General features: G+C 61.5%; 14 protein-coding genes. 12 read left to right on the plus strand and 2 right to left on the minus strand.

Annotated features, from left to right (window positions below):
* Positions 1-79 precede the first annotated feature (79 nt).
* Genes AC3IUA_RS12125 through AC3IUA_RS12165 form a run of 9 tightly spaced genes read left to right on the plus strand, consistent with a single transcriptional unit; the run spans position 80 to position 11,663 of the window.
* Complete coding sequence (locus tag AC3IUA_RS12125; protein ID WP_489361160.1) at positions 80-343, plus strand: PAAR domain-containing protein; 264 nt, start codon at positions 80-82, stop codon at positions 341-343.
* A gap of 2 nt (positions 344-345) precedes the next feature.
* The gene (locus AC3IUA_RS12130; protein ID WP_489361162.1) at positions 346-1,578 is read left to right on the plus strand and encodes a hypothetical protein; all 1,233 of its coding nucleotides are present in this window, start codon (positions 346-348) and stop codon (positions 1,576-1,578) included.
* A 9-nt stretch (positions 1,579-1,587) separates the two neighbouring features.
* Positions 1,588-4,965 (plus strand): ImcF-related family protein, encoded by a 3,378-nt coding sequence (locus tag AC3IUA_RS12135; RefSeq protein WP_489361164.1) that lies wholly within the window; start codon positions 1,588-1,590, stop codon positions 4,963-4,965.
* Positions 4,962-6,560, plus strand: a complete 1,599-nt coding sequence (tssA, locus tag AC3IUA_RS12140) for a type VI secretion system protein TssA (RefSeq protein ID WP_489361166.1) — start codon at positions 4,962-4,964, stop codon at positions 6,558-6,560. The genes AC3IUA_RS12135 and tssA overlap by 4 nt, the downstream gene beginning before the upstream one ends.
* A gap of 24 nt (positions 6,561-6,584) precedes the next feature.
* A complete protein-coding gene (gene tssF, locus AC3IUA_RS12145; protein WP_489361168.1) occupies positions 6,585-8,354 on the plus strand; it encodes a type VI secretion system baseplate subunit TssF in 1,770 nt (589 codons plus the stop codon).
* Entirely contained in the window at positions 8,318-9,415 is a 1,098-nt protein-coding gene (gene tssG, locus AC3IUA_RS12150) for a type VI secretion system baseplate subunit TssG (RefSeq protein ID WP_489361170.1), read from the plus strand. Before tssF ends, tssG begins: the two co-directional genes overlap by 37 nt.
* Positions 9,396-9,932 carry a type VI secretion system lipoprotein TssJ gene (gene tssJ / locus AC3IUA_RS12155; protein ID WP_489361172.1) on the plus strand — a complete coding sequence of 179 codons (537 nt, stop codon included), beginning with the start codon at positions 9,396-9,398 and terminating at the stop codon, positions 9,930-9,932. Before tssG ends, tssJ begins: the two co-directional genes overlap by 20 nt.
* A gap of 3 nt (positions 9,933-9,935) precedes the next feature.
* Positions 9,936-10,376 carry a type VI secretion system baseplate subunit TssE gene (gene tssE / locus AC3IUA_RS12160; protein ID WP_489361174.1) on the plus strand — a complete coding sequence of 147 codons (441 nt, stop codon included), beginning with the start codon at positions 9,936-9,938 and terminating at the stop codon, positions 10,374-10,376.
* Between the two features lie 24 nt (positions 10,377-10,400).
* Entirely contained in the window at positions 10,401-11,663 is a 1,263-nt protein-coding gene (locus AC3IUA_RS12165) for an OmpA family protein (protein WP_489361176.1), read from the plus strand.
* Here the strand turns inward: AC3IUA_RS12165 and AC3IUA_RS12170 are convergent.
* The gene (locus AC3IUA_RS12170) at positions 11,660-11,974 is read right to left on the minus strand and encodes an SCP2 sterol-binding domain-containing protein (protein WP_489361178.1); all 315 of its coding nucleotides are present in this window, start codon (positions 11,972-11,974) and stop codon (positions 11,660-11,662) included. The genes AC3IUA_RS12165 and AC3IUA_RS12170 overlap by 4 nt on opposite strands.
* 53 nt (positions 11,975-12,027) lie before the next feature.
* Positions 12,028-12,738, minus strand: a complete 711-nt coding sequence (locus AC3IUA_RS12175) for a histidine phosphatase family protein (RefSeq protein ID WP_489361180.1) — start codon at positions 12,736-12,738, stop codon at positions 12,028-12,030.
* A gap of 205 nt (positions 12,739-12,943) precedes the next feature.
* On the opposite strand from AC3IUA_RS12175, the gene sohB reads away from it, so the two are divergent.
* The 3 genes from sohB to AC3IUA_RS12190 all read left to right on the plus strand — a co-directional run bounded on the left by sohB (position 12,944) and on the right by AC3IUA_RS12190 (position 19,625).
* Positions 12,944-13,966, plus strand: a complete 1,023-nt coding sequence (gene sohB, locus AC3IUA_RS12180; protein WP_489361182.1) for a protease SohB — start codon at positions 12,944-12,946, stop codon at positions 13,964-13,966.
* A 266-nt stretch (positions 13,967-14,232) separates the two neighbouring features.
* Entirely contained in the window at positions 14,233-14,541 is a 309-nt protein-coding gene (locus AC3IUA_RS12185; RefSeq protein WP_489361184.1) for a hypothetical protein, read from the plus strand.
* Positions 14,542-14,780: 239 nt separating this feature from the next.
* Positions 14,781-19,625 carry an NEL-type E3 ubiquitin ligase domain-containing protein gene (locus AC3IUA_RS12190; RefSeq protein ID WP_489361186.1) on the plus strand — a complete coding sequence of 1,615 codons (4,845 nt, stop codon included), beginning with the start codon at positions 14,781-14,783 and terminating at the stop codon, positions 19,623-19,625.
* The last annotated feature ends 7 nt before the right edge of the window (positions 19,626-19,632 follow it).

The following is a 19,632-nucleotide window of genomic DNA, read 5'->3' on the forward strand; positions in this document are numbered from 1 at the left end:
GCTAGGCCAACCTCCCCGTGCTGACCCTGCTACAGCGGTCCGGCTCTTAACAGGCTCAATTTGTAATGAGGTATAGAACATGAAAGGCATTATTCGCATCGGCGACAAAACCACCAGCGGCGGCACTGTTCTCTCGGGTTCCAGCGTCATGAAGTTCGGCGGTATCGGTGTGGCTCGCGAGGGCGACCCGGTGATGTGTCCGATTCCGGGACATGGCTCAACGGTGATCGGCGAGGGGCACCCGGCCTTTAAGGACAATGGCGTGCCGGTCGCGTTTCACGGGCACTGCTGCGCGTGCGGTTGCATGTTGATTTCATCATTGCCAGCAGCGGGCGCGAGATAGCCGTGCCGGTCCGACTCGATCAACTTCCGCCCTTGGCGTCGCGACCGGCAAGGCCGCGTCTCTGGCTTTGGCTAGGCGTGCTGCCGCTGTTTTTGCTGGCGGGGGTGGGGCTGATCCTGGTGTTCGGCGACCAGGCGTTGCAACCGCATGCGGTGAACTTCTGGGGTGTTGCCCTTGGCGTGCCGCTGTTGGGGTGGAGCGCGCTGAGTTTCGTTCGTGCCTTGCTGTTCCTCGGTCAGCACAGTGCCGCCGATGGCTGGGACGAGGCCCGTGAGGCGGATTTGCTTCGCTGTGTTCGCCGTGGCCGGCGTTCTCAGCAAGTGCTGAGTGTGAGCCTGCGCACCGCCCTGCGTGAGCCAGGGGACCGGACCGGTGCGGCGCAACTGGATGCCTTGCTCAGTGGCATCAAGGCGCTGAAGGCACAACCTTCCCGGCAGGGCGCGGCGTCCATGCGCCATAGCCGCTTGGCAAGCGATGCAAATACCCAGGAAGACCTATTGCTGGAGGCACTGACGCAGGTGCTCGCCGACCTGGCGGCCACGCTGGTGCAGGTGCCTGAAAGGACCCCGCTGGCCTTGTTGTTGGAGGTCGACAGTGGCTTGCCCAAGGACGTGCTGGAACACGCGTGGCGACTGGCGTGGGTCGCGTCCGGTATTCGTCATTCAATTGTGGCGGTCGAGGGCAGTGGGCTGGCCGCACTGGACCAGTGGCTCGATCAGCGCATTGGTGATCAGGCGCTGTTGATGGTGGTGGCGGTGCAGATTGCACCGCAGCAACCCGAGGGCACGGCAGAGGTAGCGGTGGGCTTGTTGTTGGGCAACCGGTTGACGCAAATCACTCTGGCACCGGTGGGCTACCTCCACCGCCCGGAGCAAGAGCGCGAGCTGGCTACCGAACATTTGCTTTATGCCGCACGCCAGGCCCTGGATTGGGTGCCGCTGCCGGCGCATGCCATCGAGCAGGCCTGGCGGGTGGGGATTGATGCGCAACGGGATGCTGCAATAAGCACGGTATTGGCCAAAGTGCCGTTGCCGGTACAGCCCAACCAAGGGCTTCACAACCTGGATGCGTTGCTGGGGCACCCGGGCAACGCGTCACCGTGGCTGGCGATTGCCGCCGCGACGCAGACCATTCAACGCGGCGCTGGGCCGCAATTCATTTTCAGTGGCGACAGCTCCGTCGAGGCGGGGCTTTGGGGCACGGTGTTGATGCCTGCACCGCCACTTTCGAAGTAGGGATCCGGGATGCAGTTTCGACGCTCTGTGGGGTTGTGGATGCTGGTCGGCGTGCTATTGCTGATCGGCGCGGTCTTGTGTGCAGTGATCTGGCGTTATCCCGAGTGGCTGGGCATTCGAGGTGGCAGCGACCGGCAAACCATGTGGTTGCTGGGAACGTCAGTGACGACGGTTGTCGTGATGGTCTTGCTGGGTGGCTACTCGTTGTTGAGCGGTCACGTGGGGCGTGCAGTTTATCGCCAAGAGGATGCGGATGATGTGGTTCAAGCTGCGCGCGCGGCCCCCTCGGCGTTGCCGGGAGCGGAACTTGCGCAACGCATCTTCGCTATCAAAGCCCATCTGCGCGAGCATTACGGCGTACTGTCGCGCCGCAAGGTGCGCTTGTTGTGGGTAGTCGGCGAAGCCGAGCAGATCCGCGCGGTGGTACCGGGCTTGGTGGAGCAGCGGTGGCTGGAAGGGCAGGGCATCGTGCTGCTGTGGGGCGGCAGTGTGCACAGTGAGTTGCCCGACGGAGGGGTAGAGCACTTGCAGCGGTTGCTTCGTTGGCGACCGTTGGACGGCATCGTCTGGGCACTGACTGAAGCACAACGCGACGATGTACAGGCGATGGGCGCCGGTGCCCGCTACCTTCAACGCCTGGCCCGCGCCTTGCGCTGGGAGGCGCCGCTGCACCTGTGGCAGGTCTGCGACAGTGGATGGTCGCAGCCCAAACGCACGACGCAAGCGGTGGGTTGTCGCCTGCCTTCACGCTTCACAGCGGTGCAGCTGGACAGCTGTCTGGAGCGCTTGCTGCAGCCCTTGCGGCAACAGGGCCTGGCGCAGATGAACGACGAGATGGGCCATGACTTCCTGCTACGGCTGTCCCGCGATCTGCAAGCCGAGGGCATAACCCGTTGGCGCCAGGCGTTCGTGCCGTTGGTGGGCGCCCGGGGCGTGCCGCTGCGTGGGTTGTGGTTCAGCCTGCCGGTGTCGGCTGGTAGCGGTGGTCCGGAGCACCATTGGCCGATGGACCCGGCCTGGGAGGGTGTACTCGGCGACCCGGCCCCCAGCGCTCGGCGCTTGGGCTGGAGCGCCCCGCGCATCGGCTATGCCCTGCTGCTGGGCCTGGCGCTGGTGTGGGGCGCCGGCCTGCTGTTGTCGTTCGCCACTAACCGCGCGCAGATCGCCCAACTGCAGACTGCGCTGGTCGCCCTGGAGCAGTCGGGAACCGGCGACGAACACCTGCTGGCGCTGAACGAGCTGGTGCGCGAACTGGGGCGCCTGGATTACCGTGCCGAACACGGCGTGCCCTGGTACCAGCGCTTCGGCCTGAACCAGAACCCCGTCCTGCTCGAGGCCCTGTGGCCGCGGTATGTCGAGGCCAACCAGCGGCTGCTGCGGGACCCGGCCGCGGCCAACCTGCAGCAGCAACTCGGCGCGCTGGTCCAGCTGCCGGCGGACAGCCCCGAGCGCGCCCAACGGGCCCGGCTGGCCTACGACCAGCTCAAGGCCTACCTGATGCTGGCGCGTCCGGAAAAAGCCGACGTCAGTTTCCTGGTCAAGGTCCTGAACGATGCCGAGCCGACGCGGGCCGGTCTGTCGCCGGGATTGTGGCAAAACCTGGCGCCCAACCTGTGGCAGTTCTATGCCGAACAGCTGGCGGCGCATCCGGCCTGGCGCATCGAGGCCGACCCGACATTGGTGGCGCAGGCTCGGCAGGTCCTGCTCGGCCAGTTGGGCCAGCGCAACGCCGAAGCCAGCCTGTACCAGCAGGTCCTCGACGCGGCGGCCAATCACTCCCCGGCGTTGAGCCTGGCGCAGATGGTCGGCGACACCGAGGCCCAGGCGCTGTTCGCCAGCCAGGCCAGCGTGCCGGGGGTGTTCACCCGCCAAGCCTGGGAGGGCCAGGTGCGCCAGGCCATCGACGCCATCGCCCAGGTGCGCCGCGAGGAGATCGACTGGGTGCTCAGCGACCAGCCCGCCGACCTTGCCGCCGAGCTGAGCCCGGAGGTGCTCCGGCAACGCCTCACCGAGCGCTACTTCCAGGACTACGGCAGCGCCTGGCTGGATTTCCTCAACCGCCTGCGCTGGCAGCAGGTCGGTAGCCTGAGCGAGGTGATCGATCAGCTGACCCTGATGAGCGATGTGCGCCAGTCGCCGCTGATCGCGCTGATGAACACCCTGGCCTACCAGGGCCAGGCCGGCACTCGCAGCCAGGCCCTGGCTGACTCGTTGATTCAGTCCGCGCAACAGCTGATCGCCCGGGACCAGGTGCCGGTGATCGACCAGCAGTTGCAGCGACCGGGCAGCCCGTTGGACGCCACCTTCGGCCCGTTGCTGGCCCTGCTGGGCAAGCAGGACCCCGAGGGCCTGGGCGGCAACGACAGCCTGAGCCTGCAGGCGTTTCTCACCCGGGTGACGCGGGTGCGCCTGAAACTCCAGCAAGTCAGCCACGCGCCCGATCCGCAGGCCATGACCCAGGCCCTGGCGCAGACGGTGTTCCAGGGTAACAGCATCGACCTGACCGACACCCAGTCCTATGGCAGCCTGATTGCCGCCAGCCTCGGCGCGGAGTGGAGCGGGGTCGGTCAGACGCTGTTCGTGCAGCCGCTGGAGCAGGCCTGGCAACGGGTTTTGCAACCCTCGGCGGCGGGCCTCAACCGCCAGTGGCAGCGCGCGATCGTTGGCGACTGGCACAGCGCCTTCGCCGGCCGCTACCCGTTTGCCGCCACCGCCAGCGACGCCTCGCTGCCGATGCTGGGGCAGATGATCCGCGCCGACTCCGGGCGCATCGAGCAGTTTTTGCAGCGCCAACTCGGCGGAGTCCTGCGCAAGGAAGGCAGTCGCTGGGTGGCCGATCCGCGGCACAGCCAGGGCTTGCGTTTCAACCCGCAATTTTTGACCGCGATCAACCAGCTCAGCCACCTGGCCGACGTGCTCTACACCGACGGCGGCCTGGGCCTGGGTTTCGAACTGCGGGGCAAAGCGGTGCGCGACGTGGTGCAAACCAGCTTCATCCTCAACGGCGAAAAACATCATTACTTCAACCAGAAGGAAAGCTGGCAGCGCTTCAACTGGCCGGGCCGCAGCGACCATCCGGGCGCGAGCCTGAGCTGGACCAGCGTGCACACCGGCGAGCGCCTGTTCGGCGACTACCAGGGCACCTGGGGCTTGATCCGGCTGCTGGAGCAAGCGCGGATCACTCCGTTGGACGACGGCGACAGCCGCTACCGCCTGGTGCTCAAGGCCGCCGATGGCCTGGGCCTGACCTGGCACTTGCGCACCGAACTGGGCGCGGGGCCGATGGCGCTGCTCAAGTTGCGGGGCTTCACGCTGCCGTCGCAGATTTTCCTCGGCGAGGGTGGCTTGGTAGCCGAGCCCTATGCGCAGAATGGGAGCCTCGAATGAGCCTGCACGGATTGATCGCCAGTTGCCTGGGTGAGCGCGATGCCCTGTCTCTTGCCCGTGAACAGGCAGGGCGCTGGCAACCCTGGTTGCAGCCCATCGGCGCGGACTCGCCCGTAGGGGAAGACCCCGGTTACGACGATGACTTCCAGCGCATGCGCGAAGAGGTCAACAAACTGTCCGGAGCGGATGCCGAACAGGTGGTCCGGTTGGCGCAGAAGCTTCTCACCCAAACCTGCAAGGATCTGCGCGTGGCCACCTACTATTTGTGGGCGCGCTTGCAGAAGGACGGTGAGGCGGGGCTGGCCGACGGTCTGAACCTGCTGGCTGCCCTGGTGGAGCGTTACGCCGCCGAGGTGCTGCCGGCGCGGCCCAACAGCCGCAAGATGGCCCTGGAGTGGCTCGCCAGCAGCAAGGTGCTGGACAGTCTGTCGCTGTATCCGGAAGTGGTGAAGGGCGAGGCCGAGCGCACGGTGGCGGCGCTGGCCTGGCTGGAGCATGGCCTTGGCGCCTGGCCGCAGGCTCAGCGTCCAGCCCTGGGCGCACTGTATGGCGCATTGTCCGCGCGGCTGGCGCAGTCCGGTGGGGTGGACGCGTTGGTGCCGCAGAACAGTGCCAGTCACGAGTCGAACGCTCAAACGCTCGCGCCGAGCGCCACGGCCATCAAATCCGGACGCGACCTGTTGGACAGCGGCCGGGCCCTGGCGGGATATCTGCGTGATCAGCCCCTGGGCTGGCTGGCGGCCCATCGATTGATGAAGAGCCTGCGCTGGGACACCGTGCACCAGGCACCTGCCCAGGAAGCCAACGGCAATACTCGCCTGGCGCCGCCGCGTGGTGACTATCGGGCACAACTCAAGCGGCTGTATCTGCAACAGAGCTGGACTGAATTGCTCGATCAGGTCGAGCGGGTGTACGCCGAGGGCGTGAACCATTTCTGGCTGGACCTGCAGTGGTACCTGTACCAGGCGCTGAGCAAACAATCCGCACCCCAGGACCGCTGGGCCGATATTGCCAAGCGTGATCTGGGCATGTTCCTCGAGCGTCTGCCGGGCCTGGAAGTGCTGTGCTGGAGCGACGGTACACCCTTCGCCGACGAGACCACCCGCGAGTGGATCAGCCAGCACGTCAGCGGCAATCGCCCGCAGCAGTGGCTGCCTGCACCGGCGGCTGCACCGACAACCGCAGATGCCGAGATCCTGTCACTGGAGGGCGAGGCCCTGGCGCAGGCCGACAGCGACGGCGTGGAGCAGGCGCTGGCCTGGCTGGCCGCGCGGCCCGGTTTGCAGGGCAGTGTGCAGACCGGGCGCCAGCGTTGGCTGCTGCGTCTGCTGATGGCGCGGGTGGCCGAGCAATACGGCAAGAGCGATCTGGCCTTGCACCTGCTGGGCGAACTGGATGTCAGCGCACAGCGCCATGCCCTGGCTGAGTGGGAGCCCGAGCTGAATTTCGAGGTCAAGGCTCGTCTGCTCAAGCTGTTGCGCCTGAAAGCGCAACGCAACGACGCGGATAAGCCGACCCTGGCCCGGCGGATGGAGGCGCTGCTGGCTGCGCTGGTGGCCATTGACCCGGTACGCGCTGCAGTGCTCTGCGGCTAAACCTCATTTATCAGGACTCTTTCTTTGAACATGGACAACCTGACACTGCGCTACTTCGACGCCGAGATGCGCTATCTGCGCGAGGCCGGCAAGGAATTCGCCGAAGCCTTCCCGGACCGGGCGGCGCAGCTCAACCTGGACAAACCGGGAGCGCACGACCCTTATGTGGAGCGCCTGTTCGAGGGCTTCGCCTTCCTGATGGGGCGGCTGCGCGAGAAGCTCGACGATGACCTGCCGGAGCTGACCGAAGGCCTGGTCAGTCTATTGTGGCCGCATTACCTGCGCACTATTCCATCACTCTCAGTCATCGAGTTGGTGCCTGAGCTTGCGCAGATGAAGCAAAACGAGCCGATCGGCAAGGGCTTCGAAGTGCTGTCGCAGCCCATCGGGCCGCAGCGCACCCGTTGCCGCTACACCACCACCCAGGATCTGATGCTGCAGCCACTGGCCCTGGAGTCTCTGCGCCTTGACCACCAGGCGGACGGTCGCTCGCTGCTGCGCCTGCGTTTTGCCTGCGGTGCGTTGACCGACTGGAGTCAGCTCGATCTGAGCCGCCTGCCGCTGTACCTGAATGCCGATGCTCCGCTGGCCAGTGCGCTGCACCAGGCACTGACCCTGAACACTCAGGCGTTGTACGTGCGCCTGCCGGGGCAGACGGACCGCCATGCGCTGGACGGCCATTTTGCGCCCAAGGGTTTCGCCGATGAGGATCGCCTGTGGCCCAAGGGCGACAGCGCCTTCAGCGGTTATCAGTTGCTGCTGGAGTATTTCACCTTCCGCGAGAAATTCATGTTCGTGACCCTCTGCGGGCTGGAACACCTGAGCATCGACCCGGGTACGCCCTGGTTCGAACTCGAAGTGGTGCTTCGCGAGCCGTGGTCGCACGAGTTCAATCTGAGCGCCGAGCACCTTCGCCTGCATGCCGTGCCGGTAATCAATCTGTTCACGCTGGAGTCCGACCCACTGACCCTGGCGCCCTTGCAAACCGACTACCTGCTTCGCCCCATGCGGTTGCAGGACGGTCATACCGAAATCTATTCGGTGGATCAGGTCACCGCCTCGAAGAATGCCGAACGGCAGGATTATGTGCCGTTCACCAGCTTTCGCCACAAGGGCGGCATGCTGCGTGACGAGGCCCCCGAGCGTTACTTCCATACGCGCTTGAAGCGTGGCGCCAATGGTTTGCATGACACCTGGCTGATCCTCGGGGGCGAGGGCTTCGACAAGGATCGGTTGCTCGAGAGCGACAGCCTGTCGTTGCGCCTGACCGGCACCCATGGACAGCTGCCGCGCAAGGCGCTGCAAAGCACCCTGCTCGATACCCTGGTGCAATCCACCCGGACGGGCTTGCGGGTGCGCAACCTGTGCGCACCGACCTTGCCGTGCTACCCACCGAGCCGCGATCGTTTTCACTGGCGAGTGCTCAGCCACCTGGGCTCGAACTTCCTGCCGATGCTCGATAGCGCCGAGGTGCTGCGAGGGACTCTGGCGCTGTACGACTGGACGGGCAGCGAGCTGAACCGACGGCGCCTGGCGGCGATCGTCGAGGTGAGTCACCACTTGATCCAGCGATTCGAGAAAGGCTTCCTGCTGCGCGGGGTGGATATCGAAGTCACCCTGGATGCCAATGGCTTTTGCGGCGAGGGCGACATCAGCCTGTTCGGCGAGATGCTCAACCGCTTCTTTGGTCTGTACGCCGACATTCACTTGTACAACCAGCTCACGCTGATCCTGCAACCTACTGGAAAGTGCCTGCGATGGAACGAGAACCACAGTCAGCGTATTCCCGGCTGAAAGCCGGCGGTTTACTGGAGGCGCTGGAGGGGCGGGTGGCCGAGGCCAACCTGTATCGCTTCTGCCAGTTGCTGGAACAGGCGTTGCCGAATAACCCGCCACTGGGCAGCACCACGCACCCGGCGGATGACCCGGTACGCTTTCGCCCCGACCCCGGCATGGGATTTCCTGCCGGCGAACTGAAGGCTATTGAAACCGTTGATGCCTATCCGGAGCGTCCGGCCACAGTGCGCACTCGGCTACTCGGTCTGTACGGTGTCGACTCGCCGTTGCCGACGGCCTTTGTGGACGATATCGCCCAGCGTCGGGAGGGACATGAGGCCCTGGAAGCCTTCCTCGATATTTTCAACCACCGGATCTTCACCCAGTTCTACCGCATCTGGCGCAAGTACTCGTATCCGGCGACGTTCGAGGCGGGCGGTACCGATGCGACTTCGCAGTGCCTGCTGGGGCTGATCGGCCTGGGGATTCCCGACACCGCCAAGCAGATTGCCACACCGATATCACGCTTCCTGGCGCTGCTCGGCGTGATGCGCCTGCCCACCCGCAACGCTGAAGGCATCATCGCGCTGGTCAAGCTGCTGGCGCCCAACACCCAGGCGCGGGTGACCCCGCACTGGCCGCAGAAAATCCCCTTGGCGCAGCCGGCCAGTCTGTCCACGCGCCACCCGGTGAGCCTGTCCCAAGGCACGCCGCTGGGCAGTGTCGGGCACGACGCCAACAGCCAGTTGCACCTGGCGCTGTTCACCGAGGACACAGAAGAGGCCCGTGGCTGGTTGCCGGCTGGCCAGTTGTACAACGACCTGCTGGTGCTGCTGCGGGTGTACCTGGGCTGGCGTTGCACTGCCAGGCTGCAGTTGTCGCTGCCGGTGCGCAGCCTGCCGGAGCCGGTGCTGGGGCGAGCGCCGGTGCTGCTGGGCATGACCGGTGTACTGGGCCTGGGTGCTGATGCCTGGCAGGTCGCGGAGCACGACACCATCACCATCAATCTGGGCCGCTATCAAGGCCTTCAGTACAACCCCCAGGATAGGGAAATACAGTATGTCGCGTACCCTTTGTAAATTATTGATGCTGGCCGCGCTCGGTGCACCGCTCGGCGGTTGTGGGCTGACCCAGTCTGTGACAGACACCAGCACATCCACTGCACAGGCGATCTTCTACAAGCAGGTAAAAACCCTGCACCTGGACTTTAGCGCTCGAGCGGCGATGAACACCGATGCAACAAACATGAACGCTTTGTCAGTGCCGACACTGGTGCGGGTCTACCAGCTGCGTGATAGCAAGGCGCTGGAGAAGGCAACCTACGACAGCTTGCTGAGCGAGGGCGACAGTGTGCTCGGCGCCGATCTGCTGGACCAGCGAGCAATGGTGGTGAAACCGGATGAGGGCGCGCAATTGAACGTGCCCATGGACAAGGACGCGCAGTTCGTCGCGGTGGTCGCATTGTTCCGCGAGCCGGATACGGGGAGGAATACCTGGCGCCTGACCCTGACCCGCGATGACCTGGAGCCGGACCGGGCGCGGGTGATCGAATTGGGGGACAACCGGCTGACCCTGCGCCCGCTGGCGAAGGAGTGAGCCATGACCGAGCTGAATCCTTCGCTCTACGAATTGCTCCTGCAGAATTTCGACGGCGAGCTGGACCTGTATCGAGTCAGCGAAGAGGACCAGCACACCCTGTCGGTGCTGGACAATCTGCAACGCATCCTCAACAGCCGGGCTGGCACCCTCAGTCATCTGCCGGACTACGGTCTGCCGGACATGGGCCTGATCCTGCAGGGGCTGCCCGCCACGGCGCACGGGCTGATGAGCACCATGGCCGCGACCCTGCTCAAGTACGAGCCGCGTCTGGCGGCGGTGAGCATCGAGCTGTTGGCGCAGGCTCAACCGGGTCATCTGGAATACGCCCTCGACATGCAACTCAAAGGGGGCAAGCGGGTGACCTTCGGCACGACCCTGGCGCCCGAGGGCAAGGTTCTGGTGCGCCACCTGAAGCGGCAGAACTACCTGTCGAAGTCGTGAAACCTCTCATGGAAAGGATGCTGGATGACGGCGTTGTTTGAAATGCGTATTCGAGTTGGCGGTGATCCGCGCGGCTTCTCCGAGTTTATGGCGTTGCGCGACGAGCTGGCCAAACTGAGCCACCCGGCGTGTCCGGACGTGGACTGGACCAAGGTGGAGCAGTTGTGCCTGACGTTATTCCAGAAGAACGGGACGGAACTGCAAACCGCGGCCTCTTTCGCGCTGGCTCGCAGCCAACGCCATGGTCTGGATGGCATAGCGCAGGGGGTGGCGCTGATAGAGACGCTGGTTTGCGAATGGCCGGGTTTGTGGCCAACAGAGGCGTCAGTGCGCCTGGATATTCTGGCCTGGTTGTGCGCTCAACTGCAGTCGTTGCTGCGCAGCCTGGAGCTGAATGCACGGAGTCTGCCAGCGCTTGTCCATCTGGACGCCGCGTTGGAGCATTTGAACACGCGCCTGGATCGCCAGGTGCAGATCCCTCTGGTCGCACTGCAGGCTCTGCGCCAGCAGGTCGGCAGCCTGATGCAACGCCTGGAGCGAAACATTCCTTCGGGGGAAACGCAGCTGCGGTCAACGAGGATGCCTGAACCGGCATTCGTGATGCCTGTCGTGATCCTGGCGGGCCATCCTCTACCCGAAGCGTCGGTTTCAAGCCTGAAAACCAGGCGGCGTCGTATCGTCCCATGGCTGCTCGCAGTGGCCGGTACGGTCGCCTTGGCCAGCGGGTTCTGGTGGAGGGGCGGGTGGCTGGTAGATCCGGACGGTGATGGCGTGAACCGCCACGCGAGCAACTCCCGGCAGGGATCGACGATTGCCGATCAGGTGCGCCTGGACAGTCTGTTCGATACAGGCAGCACCGAGCTCAAGCCTGGCTCGACCAAGCTGCTGATCAATGCCCTGGTCGACATCAAGGCCCAGCCAGGCTGGTTGATCGTCATCGCCGGGCATACCGATGCCATCGGTGACGCCGAGCAGAACCTCAAGCTGTCGCACGCCCGCGCCTGGGCCGTGCGTGACTGGATGCAGCGAATGGGCGACATTCCCGACAGTTGCTTTGCTGTCCAGGGCTTTGGCGCCAGCCAGCCGATCGCCAGCAATGACACCGAGGTCGGGCGCACGACCAACCGCCGCGTCGATATCCGTCTGGTGCCGCAAGTGGGGGCCTGTGGACAGCCCGCTGTGGGCTCGTTCACATGGCTCCCCGGGTGGAAAGCACAAATCCCGCCAAAAAAGCGGGATTCGTTTGCAGCCGGACCTGCTCCCGAGCGTCGGGAGCCGGGTGCTTAGGCCGGGAACAGTTCGCTCAGCTTCATCGCCAGCATCATGTCGCCTTCAGCGCGCAATTTGCCGCCCATGAAGGCCTGCATGCCGTCGGTTTCGCCGCTGACGATGCCCTTCAGGGTTTCGCTGTCCATGACCAGGGTCACGCCAGCGTCAGGGTTTTTACCTTCTTTCAGCTCGCAAGTACCGTCTTTGACGACCAGCGAGAAGTTCTGTTCTTCGTCGATGCGAAAACCGAATACCAGGTCCAGGCCCGCAGCAGCGGCTGGGTTGAACTTGGCTTTCATTGCTTGTACGGCATCAGCTACGGAGGTCATGGTTCGATCCTTTTTATGGGGTTGTTACAACAAGGGTCACAATTGGCCGGCACTCAACGGAAGGTGATGAGTTCCGGGGTCTTCAGCAGTTGCAGATGCGCATGACTGTTGAAGGAAGCCAGAGCCACCTCGCGACCGCGAAACTTGAGCAGGTTGAGCGAGGTGTTGACGATTTGCCAGTTCAGTTCAAAGGCCTGTGCGGCAGGCATCCGGGTAATCAGATGGAGCAGGGCGGTGATGGTCCCGCCGGAAGTGAACACGGCGATTTTCTGGGTGTTGTCCGCTTGCTCGAGAATACGCTGCAAACCGGCCTGGACACGACCGACAAACCCCAGCCAGCTTTCCAGCCCTGGTGTGTCATAGGTGCCACTGAGCCAGCGTTCGATGATCAAGGCGAAGATGCGCTGGAACTCTGCACGGTTCTGCGTGGCATTACGCAGGATGTTCAGTGCTTCGGGTTCGTCCGGCAGCAGGCCTGGAAGCAGGGCGCGGATGATCGCGTCGGCGTCGAATTCGTTGAACGCCGAATCGACTTCCAGCAAGGGAACCGGCATGCCGACGGCACTGAACTGCTCCAGCGCGCAAGTAGCGGTGTGCTGTTGCCGGCGCAAGTCGCCGGACAGACAGCGATCGAAGCTCAGGCCCAGTTCAGCCAGGTGGCTGCCGAGCACTTGTGCCTGGCGCACACCGGTCGGCGACAGGACGTCGTAGTCGTCTGCACCAAAGGAGGCCTGGCCATGTCGAATCAAGTAGATGCTGCCCACGTCCGCGTCATCCCGGTACGTTGTAAGTTTGGCGAGGTTATGAGGATGGCGGTGGGCTGTCAATGAAAAAACATACGCTTGTTTGAAATGTCCGTTAGAGGCCGCTATCAGCAGGTTTCACGGCTGGTCGCGAGGCAGGCGCATGAGTATGCTTGAGGTATCCGGCGACCGTTGTCCAGCGGCGCACAGTATTTAAGGAGTCCCTGTGGAGTTTCTTGCCGAGTACGCAAGTTTTTTGGCTAAAACCATCACCCTCGTCGTCGCTATTCTGGTGGTCCTGGCCAGTTTCGCGGCATTGCGCAGCAAAGGCCGGCGCAAGGCTGCTGGCCAGCTGCACGTCAACAAACTCAACGATTTCTATAAAGAGCTGCGCGAGCGTCTGGAGCAGGCCTTGCTCAGCAAGGATCAACTCAAGGCCCTGCGCAAAGTCGAAAGCAAGCTCGAGAAAAAACAGAAGAAACAGCATGAGGCCAAGCCCCGGGTATTCGTGCTGGATTTCGATGGCGACATCAGGGCCTCCGCCACTGAAAACCTGCGCCATGAAATCACCGCACTGCTGAGCCTGGCGACGCCCAAGGATGAAGTGGTGCTGCGTCTGGAGAGCGGCGGCGGCATGGTTCACAGCTACGGCCTGGCTTCTTCGCAACTGGCGCGGATCCGTCAGGCCGGGGTGCCGCTGACGGTCTGCATCGACAAGATAGCGGCCAGTGGCGGCTACATGATGGCCTGCATCGGCGAGAAGATTATCAGCGCGCCATTTGCCATCCTCGGCTCGATTGGCGTGGTGGCGCAGTTGCCCAACGTCAATCGCCTGCTGAAAAAACACGACATCGACTTTGAAGTGCTGACCGCCGGCGAGTACAAACGCACCCTGACCGTGTTTGGCGAAAACACCGAGAAGGGCCGGGAGAAATTCCAGGAAGAACTGGACATCACCCATCAACTGTTCAAGAACTTCGTCGCACGTTACCGCCCGCAACTGGCCATCGACGAAGTGGCCACCGGCGAAGTCTGGCTCGGAGTCGCGGCGCTGGACAAGCAACTGGTCGACGAACTGAAGACCAGCGACGAATACCTCGCTGAACGGGCAAAAGGAGCTGAGCTGTTCCATCTGCATTATTCCGAGCGAAAGAGTTTGCAAGAGCGTGTCGGACTGGCGGCGAGCGGCTCGATTGACCGTGTGTTGTTGAACTGGTGGAGTCGATTGACTCAGCAGCGGTTCTGGTAAGTACAAGGGGCAGGCTGGAGCTGGAGGTGGGTGGAGAAGGGCCGGCTTGCCCGTTCATTTGAATGTTCTGCACGCTGTTATCTTCGATTGATAGAGGATACGGTTGGCAGGATGTTTGGTATCCATGCGTTTAAACATCTTTATTGTCACTGTACTGCACCGATTGTCGATGAGTCCTACAGTCTCTATCTCTGTGGAATGGCTTTTATTGTAGTTGATTTGGATAAACTCGGCTTTCCATAAATAGCAGCAAGGATGTTGCAAGCATGTTGAAGTTAAATAAATACAATACCAATCCGGATGTTTTCGCGATTTTTGAAAAGGCCCTGCCCACGCCATCCATGTTTCTTATCGATAGCCTGTTAACCCATGACCTCAAGGTGGTCTATCGCTCGCGGGCGGGTGACATTGAATATGCCTTCATTCATCATTATCAAAAAAGTCAATGGGTGCCTGACATCAAGTATTTTATTGAGGGGGAATACTGGGGGAATCTGAACAAGGCGTTGTTTGACGATGTGCCTGCCTTGGCCGCAGCTCTCCGCAAGCGTGGTCTGGAACAGATCGAGTTATAAAGCATTGCAGTGGTTTGTAATGGGTTGAGTGGTTCTTTCCGGTCATTAAGCCCTTGATCCAGGAGTGGACTCTTGCGTCAGGGCTTTTTGCCGGGGCTTGGTCTGAGGGTGGTATTTATCTATAGTCGGTATTGGTGTTGTTGATTTATTCATGGTTGTTTTGATCGGGTTTTAAAGCTTTTATTTGAAATTTCGGGCGATAGACTGATTGCTCTTATCAGTCGCAAGGACGCTCCATCATGTCTGCTATTCCAAACACTGTAGTTGCTGCGCCGATGACGCCAGAGCAACAAGGTGTCTTTTATGATTTGGTCAAAGATCAAACCCCTCAGTGGCTAATGGCTGCCAGCGCTGAAATGCGCAGCACTCTTTATAAAAGCCTCGCTGCCAGCCACGCCTCGAGGGCCGAAGCCGCCAAAGCCCTGGGGCCAATGAAATCTCCCGAAAGTTTTTGTGCGCCACTGTTGGCCAAGGCAATGTCTGACAAACTGGGCGAGGAAGTGGATGTTGCGGGTATTGTGTTTCAGCATGTGCGGTCGACCTCGAGTCTGCTCGGCTTGCGCAAAAAACTCATTACACCCATCGACAGGGAGCTATTGAGCGCTGCGTGTGAAAACTTCGAAGCTCGCGAAACACTCTCGGACAACTATCACCCGAGCTCATTGATTTATGAGCCTGAACGGATCTCTGGACGGGGCCACAGGATCTTGTCGATCAAACCTCACGAGTTTGCCCAACTCTGCAGAAATCTGGATCTGGGAAAACACTATCAAGCGCACTTAAAAGGCCTGTTCGCGCCGGAGTCGAGCAGCGGCGACGTGCGTAGCAAGTGTATGGCTCACTCGCAACTCTGCTTTGAAGTGGATATGCACATTGCGCTGATGAAAAAACACATCAGTGCGGATGTTTATCAAATGTTGAAGTCCGTGCGCAAGAATGAGAGCTCGATCAAGCTGGGTAACAATTCCCTCGGCTATCAGGGTCTGAAGTTGTTTGACCTGGAGTTGATGGGGGCGATGGTCGTCGGCCCGGTCAGTGAGCATGCCGACAACGACCATCGTTGTGTGGTCTATCTGCCAGGTGATCCGCTGCATCCTCTGAAAGAGTACGCCTCGTTCAATGTTTTCGAGGTGGAGCTAAGCGCACGCCTGAGAACCGCGGAGTTTCGAGCGTTTTTTATCCGTTTCATTGCGCTGGGGGACAGGTTTGCTTTCCTCAGGGATCTCGATAGCCGTTTGCTGAATCCTCCACACACTCCGCTTCCCCAAAGTTCCCTTTATGTGTCGGTGTCAGAGTTCGATGTCACCGGCGATCTGTTCAGCGAAATGTACCGCCAGCATGCGGCTCGGGTCATGGCCGATGGGCGACTGCTGGTTGTTCCCACCGACGATGAAGACGAGAAAACCCGGCTGGCCAGGATTGAGGGCTACAAGGAGATTGGGCTCAACGTTCTGTTGTTTAGCGCTTCGTTTATGCCCCTGCTGGGCGAGATCATGATGGCGGTGGGCGCCGCTCAGCTGTTACTGGGTATTTACGATGGAATAGAGAGTTGGTCCAAAGGTGAGCAGGAACAGGCCTCCGATTATCTGTTCGACACCCTCGAAAATCTGATTGTCGCGGCAGCGCTTTCTGCTGGCGCAGTTGTTGTCGGCAAAACTTATAAAAAGATCCGCAGTTCGACATTCGTTGACAGCTTGAGGGAGATCAGGCTTTTGAATGGTCAACGGCGGTTATGGAAACCAGACCTTGCCGCTTACCACCAAAGCCTGGTGTTGCCTCTTTGGCTCAAGCCCGATGAAAGAGGGCTTCGCTGGACCAACGGCCAAGCCTATCTGGCTCTCGGCAAAGAGGTGTTGGCGGTCCGCCCCAAGGCGCAAACCGACTTGTGGGAAGTGCATCAGCCTGCCGGACGCGATGGCTATACTCCGCTGCTCGAGACCAATGGCATGGGAGCCTGGCGCCATGACTCCGAGCTGCCGCAGGAGTGGGATCGTCTGACACTGTTCCGTCGGCTTGGGTATTCGGCGCAGGAGATAACCGACGAAACCGCGCTACGGATCCTGACAGTCAGCGGGGTGGACGATGGCCTCCTGCGTCAGACTCTCCTTGACCTGAGCAGCCCTGCGGCACTACTGGTTGATACTGTTCGTCGTTTTAGCGCGGACCAGGCCGTCAGCCGGTTCATCGAGCAACTCCAGGCAGCGTCCGCGCCACTGGCTGACAGCGAGTTGCTGTTACGGCTGCTGATATCCCTGGGTGGCTGGCCAGCCGACACCAGCCTGAACATTGTCGATTCTGCGGGGAAGCAGTTGAAAACGTTCGGACCTGTCAGCGCGAGCAAGCAGATCAAGCTTGACCAGGGACGGGTCCTGAACGGGCAATTCTTCCCTGTGGTATTGGCTGCCCTGAGCACCGAGCAACGTGAAAGTCTGCTGGGCTCATCGATCAGCGGCCCGGCTGCACAGGCGCTGGAACTGGTGCGGGTACTCGCAGAGCAGGCAGACCTGAAAAGATCTGACCTTTTCAACTGGATTTATCAGCGTAATGAAGCTGTCCACGGCGCTCAGGCGGCGCCTTTGCTGGCCGGATTCCCCGGGCTGCCAGTCAGCGTCGCCGACGAGCTTGTGAGGCATGCCGACACCCATGAATGGAATGAGCTGAGTGCCGCCAGGGTGCCCTTACGCCTGGCAGAAGAGGCACGCCGGTACTTGCAGGTGGTACGCCAGAGCCGAGCTTACGAGGGGCTGTATCTGAACGCCACGGGATGGCAGGACACGGACCGGTTGGTGTTCGCCACCCTCGAGCAACTGCCGGGTTGGACAGGGGGCATCTACGTCCTGATGTTTGAGTGGTCGTTCTACGTGGAAGAACCGGCGAGCATAGGAACCAAGGATGCGCCGGAGCAGTTGGTGCTCCATGCCCGTGCGGATAGCTATAGCGCCTGGGATGCCGATTCCACATTGGCCTACCTCCCCAAGCGAACCCGGGAACACTACTTCGAGGCGCTCTGGAGGGGGCTTTCGGCGCAACGCCGCAGGGCTTTGGGAGTGGAAGCCGATGATCACGGTGTGGCGTTGAGGCAGAAAATCACCGCCCTTGCCCTGCAACGGCGTACCTCGGTGGAGCGTGTTCTCGGAATTCCGGAAAACCGGCCAGGATACCGCTCACCCATGCGCCTGGCCGACCCTGTCAAAGGCACTCCGATGGTTGAGTCGTTGACTCACCTGAAGGCTCCTTCGACGGGATCGCCCGCACTCGCACACAGGGCGCAAGAACTTTACCCGATGCATTCGCCGGAACAAATCAACCGGTTTCTAAGCGCTTTAGGAAAGGATGAGGTGCTGGCCCTCAGGAGGCTTGAAAGTCTGAGGGTCGAACTCCAGAACATCAGGCAAACGCTGGAAACCTGGGTAAATCGGGAAACCTGGTATCAGGATCCTGACGGCCCGCGACTCAAGGTCTCCAGGCTCAGCAAGTCCAGAGCGGCGCAGGCGATTATCCGTAGCTGGCGCAGGGAAACCCCCGGTACCCGCACGGATGAAGGGATGCGCTACGACCTGAGGTTCCCGGAGCTGCGTCTGGGGGAGCTGCCGGTTATCAGGGGGGACTTCAATCATGTCGGAACACTGGTCATGGATCGAGTCGGCGCGAGCGCAGGCCTGAGTGCTTTTCTGCAAAACTTCAGCAACCTGCGAACCTTGTCCCTGACCGGTAACTTCCTGACGCGCCTGCCGCAGGCAATCGGCCGCATGTCCCGGCTTGCTCACCTGGATCTGAGCGAAAACCAGATCCGCCTGACAAGGGAATCGGTCACGCTCCTGGCAGAGCTCAAACAGTTGCGAACGCTGAGCCTGAACTCCAACCCGGCATTGAGTCTGGCCCCGGACGTCAGTCAGATGCAGCGCCTCGAGCTGCTTGCATTGCGCGCCAGCGGCATCAGCGAGTGGCCGCAGGGCGCCACAGGCCTGCCCAACCTGCGCACCCTTGATCTGCGTGACAACCAGATCGTCCGAGTCCCTGACGAAGTGTTCAAGGCCTCCGTGGCGTTGAATCGGGGAACCAATATTCAAGGTAACGCGCTGGTGCCTGAAAGCCTGCGGCGCATAGCGGCCTATCAACAACTGAGCGGAATCAGTTTCGGGGTTATCACCTCTGATTTCCTTCGGGAGGAGGCGCAAGTACTGGTTGGAATGGCGCAGGCTACGCCATGGCTGGCAGGCGCGAGCACCGAGCAGGTGTTGCGCAAAGGCCGGCTGTGGACTTCGCTGTCCGCGTATCCGGATTCCAGGGCATTGTTCAACCTTCTGGAACAGCTGCGCTATACAGCGGATTTTCGGGCGGACTACGTTGTTTTCAGCGGGCGTGTCTGGGATGTGCTGGAAGCAGCGGCTGAGGACGACACGTTGCGACGATCGCTATTTCGTATGGCCAATATTGGACGGATCAGTGCCGATGGTTCCTCATTGCTGTTCAGTGATCTGCAAGTGCGCGTGTTGTGTTTTCGGGCAATGGCTGCTGCGGCAACCGAAGGCCGGGCTCTGGAAAGTGTGATGGTCGGACTGGCACGGGGCTTGTTTCGTCTGCAGGAAGTCGAGAAGTTTGCCTTGAATGAGATCAATGCGCTGACCCGTTCTGACGTAGAGACTAACCAGCAAGCGCTGGAGATCAGTCTGGCTTATCGCGTGGGATTGGCCGCACGCCTGGACTTGCCGGGCCAGCCCAGGGAGATGAACACCCGGCTAAGTGTCGAGGTCTTGCCGGCGAAGCTCGATGAGGCTTATGACGCGGTGCTGCAAGCGGAGCAAACCTCTGAGTTGTATGAATCGATCTACGCCCAAGGGTTCTGGATCGAGTTTCTGGAGAGCACCTACCGCGATCAATTCGCGGCGATATCGGACCGGACGGCGCTCGCCTTTGCGCAGCTCGACGGCCAGCTTGGCCTGACACGGGAAGCGTTTACTCAGCGCATGAATGCGATAGTCGACAATTTCAAAAATGAACGTCGTGAGTTGTTCAAAAGCTTGACCACTCAGGCCCTGACCAGAAACCCCAGCCCTCAGTTACCGAGAACTGCCGCAGAGTGAGCGGCTC

This window comes from Pseudomonas sp. KH_050, assembly GCF_057838875.1.